Origin of the sequence: Micromonospora sp. ATA51 (assembly GCF_016802855.1) — a bacterium.
GTDB classification, from domain to species: Bacteria; Actinomycetota; Actinomycetes; order Mycobacteriales; family Micromonosporaceae; genus Micromonospora; species Micromonospora sicca.
This window is the reverse complement of record NZ_JAEVHJ010000505.1, coordinates 1-3,008: the sequence shown is the minus strand read 5'-3', so window position 1 is coordinate 3,008 and position 3,008 is coordinate 1. Positions and strand designations below refer to the sequence as shown.

Here is a 3,008-nt window from a genome sequence, read left to right as displayed (position 1 = left end):
TCGCCGAGGTCGCGCGTCCGGTGCTCGTCGTCATCGACGAGCTCATGGACTACGCGATGGCGCTCACCGACCAGACCGCGATCGGCGGTCTGCCCGGGGGCGCGGCCTGGGGCTGGCCATCGTCCGCGAGCTGGTCCGGCGGGCCGGCGGCACTGTCGAACTCGCCGACGCCGACGCGCAGGCCGGACCGTCCGCGCCGATGCCGGCCGCCACTGCGGAGTCCGCGTCCGGCGGCGGACCCGGCCTGCGGGTGAGCGTCCGGCTGCCGGCGCTGGTCGAGCCGGACGCGGGCTGAGCGGTCAGCCGCGGCGGGTGCAGACCGGCTCGGCCCGGGCCACCGTGTCCGTGGACCAGACCAGCGCGACGGTGAAGCAGTAGTCGGTGGTCCGGCTGAGGCCGTAGGCGATGTAGCTGTCGGTGCCGGCGGGCAGTTGCTCGAAGGTGTGCTGCCCCTCGCCGGCCCGGCCACCGGCGATGACCACCGGCCCCTCGGCGCCCGCCGGGTACGTCCAGCGCAGCGCGATGCTGTCCCGCCGGTCGGTCAGCCGTACCGCGCCGGGCGGGGTGCCGGGGGAGGCGGGCGGCGCGGCGCGGGGCGTACCGGTGGTCGGGGCGGGTGAACCGCTGGCCGGCGCGCCGGTGGTGGCCGGCGGGGACGGTGGGGTGTCCCGTCCTCGGTCCACCCGGGACACTCCGGCGATCACCGCCCCGGCCCCGAGCAGCACCACGACCACGCCGGCCGCGGCCAGCGGCAGCCACCGGTTGGCGCGCGGCTCGGGCTCGGACGGCCGGGGCACGTGCACCGGCAGGTACCGCGACGGCGGTTCCGGCTCGGCGGCCCGCGGGACCCGGCGTACGCCGTCCGGCTCTTCGTCGGTGAGGCCGACCACCGTCGGCGGCAGTGCGCTCTTCCCGGCCCGGTACAGGTCGTCGAGGTGCTCCTCCGGCGGCCACCAGGCGTCGTCGGCGGTCGGCTCGCCGAACGGCTCGTCGCGGGCCTCGGGTGGGAGCCGTGGCGTGGGCACGGTCGGGTGCGGGGCCGCCCGGTCGGGCGGGTGATACAGCGGCTGCTCGGGCGGGTGGTGCGGTGGTGGTTCGGGTGGCCCCTCGGCCGCCGGCGGCATCCGGGCGGCCGGTACGACGGGCGTCTCCCGGGCGGCGGGCGCCACGGGTGCCGGGCGGGCGGGCGGCTCCGGGTCGGCGCAGACGTGGTCCGGGTCGGCGGCGGCCCCGGAGAGGGCGGCCACCTGCGCGGCGAGCGGGTCGTCGGCCGGCAGGTACACCCGGCACAGCTCCTCGGCGAGCGTCAGGTGCTCGTGCGAGGCGCTGTACCGGCCGCAGTCGCGTTCCATCGCGCCGAGCTTGGCCAGCATCTTGATCCCGCTGGGGTGGCCGTCGCCGTACACCTCGCGGTGCAGCTCCCAGGCGTCCTGGAGCCGGTCCCGGGCGACCTCGCACTGGCCCCGGGCGTACTCCACGGTGGCCAGGTCGGCGTGGGCGGCCAGCACCCGCATCGACTCGGGCCCGTCGCGGGCGGTCAGCTCGATGATGACGTCGGAGTAGAGCCGGGCGGCCCGGGCGTCGCTGCCGACCCGGTGCAGCACGGCGGCCAGGGTGGCGGCGGCGGTGATCGTCCGTTCGTCGGCGCGGCCGTAGAGGCGGGTGGCCGCCGCGTACGCGAAGGCGGCCCAGCCGCGGGCGGAGTGCGGTTCGCCGAGCGCGACCAGCACCCGCGCCTGGAGCCCGGCGGCGTCGGCCAGCTCGGGGGAGGCGTTGGCCGGGCGGGGATCGGCGTCGGTCAGCGCGTCGGCGAGCAGTCGTTGGGCACCGGCCAGGTCGCCCGCGGACACCAGGTGGTGCGCCTGGACGGTCAGTTCACCGAAGCCGGAGGACACGCCCCATCGTGGCCGCCCGGCGACGGTAAGTACAACCCCCGGAGGTGATCGAATCGGTCAGGAACCGGTCAGGTGGTCGGCCAGGGTCTCGCTGATCCGCCGGAGCTGGTCGACCTGGGCCGGGCTCAACGCGTCGAACAGGTGCCGGCGTACGCCCTCGACGTGGCCGGGGGCGGCGGCGGCCAGGGCGGCGAAGCCGGTGTCGGTGAGGACGGCGAGCTGCCCGCGCCGGTCGGTCGGCAGTCCTCGCGGCGGATCCAGCCGGCCGATTCGAGGCGGGCGGCGGCGTGCGAGAGGCGGCTGCGGGAGGAGCCGGTGGCCTCGGCGAGGTCGCTCATCCGCAGCCGTCGTCCGGGGCTTCGGAGAGCCGGACCAGGATCTCGTAGTACGCGTGCGGCATGTCCGCGTCGCGTTGCAGCTCGCGGTCGAGGGTGTCCATCAGCGCCCGGGAGGCGGTCAGGAACGCCCGCCAGGTGCGCTGCTCGTCGGGGTTCAGCCACCGGGTCATGACGCCCATCATAGCCGCACTGATTGAACGCTCAACTAAACCGCGTTAACGTGGTGGCCATGGGAATCCACCGGCTCAACCACGCCGTCCTCTACGTCAGCAACCTCGAGCGCAGCGTCGCCTTCTACCGCGACGTGCTGGGCTTCCGTCCGGTGGCGATGACCCCGGACGGATTCCGCGGCGCGGCCTTCCTCCAGGCGCCCGACTCCACCAACGACCACGACCTCGGCCTCTTCGAGATCGGCGCGGCGGCCGGCCGCTCGCAGGCCGGCCGGGCCACCGTCGGCCTCTACCACCTCGCCTGGGAGCTGGACACCCTGGACGAGCTGGCCGCCACCGCCGAGCGGCTGGCCGCCGCCGGCGCCCTGGTCGGCACCTCCGACCACGGCACCACCAAGAGCCTCTACGGGCAGGACCCGGACGGCCTGGAGTTCGAGATCGTCTGGATCATCCCCGCCGACCTGCTCGACGACGACGCCCTCGCCGCCCGCAAGCGGATCGGCCGGCTACGGGCAGGACCCGGACGGCCTGGAGTTCGAGATCGTCTGGATCATCCCCGCCGACCTGCTCGACGACGACGCCCTCGCCGCCCGCAAGCGGATCGG

Annotated in this window: 2 protein-coding genes and 2 pseudogenes; 2 read left to right on the top strand and 2 right to left on the bottom strand. The window is 75.8% G+C overall.

Going from position 1 to position 3,008, the window contains the following annotated elements; translation table 11 throughout:
* Positions 1–85: 85 nt before the first annotated feature.
* Positions 86–295: pseudogene (locus JNW87_RS36780) on the top strand (ATP-binding protein); the annotation flags it as partial.
* A 4-nt stretch (positions 296–299) separates the two neighbouring features.
* On the opposite strand, the gene JNW87_RS36775 reads toward JNW87_RS36780, so the two are convergent.
* Both JNW87_RS36775 and JNW87_RS40330 read right to left on the bottom strand, forming a co-directional pair.
* Positions 300–1,895: a tetratricopeptide repeat protein gene (locus JNW87_RS36775; protein WP_238455310.1), complete on the bottom strand. Its 1,596-nt coding sequence runs from the start codon at positions 1,893–1,895 to the stop codon at positions 300–302.
* A 57-nt stretch (positions 1,896–1,952) separates the two neighbouring features.
* Positions 1,953–2,412: pseudogene (locus JNW87_RS40330) on the bottom strand (MarR family winged helix-turn-helix transcriptional regulator).
* A 50-nt stretch (positions 2,413–2,462) separates the two neighbouring features.
* Here JNW87_RS40330 and JNW87_RS36760 point away from each other — a divergent pair.
* Positions 2,463–3,008 (top strand): VOC family protein (locus JNW87_RS36760; protein ID WP_238455307.1); only part of this gene is annotated, 546 nt, incomplete at its 3' end.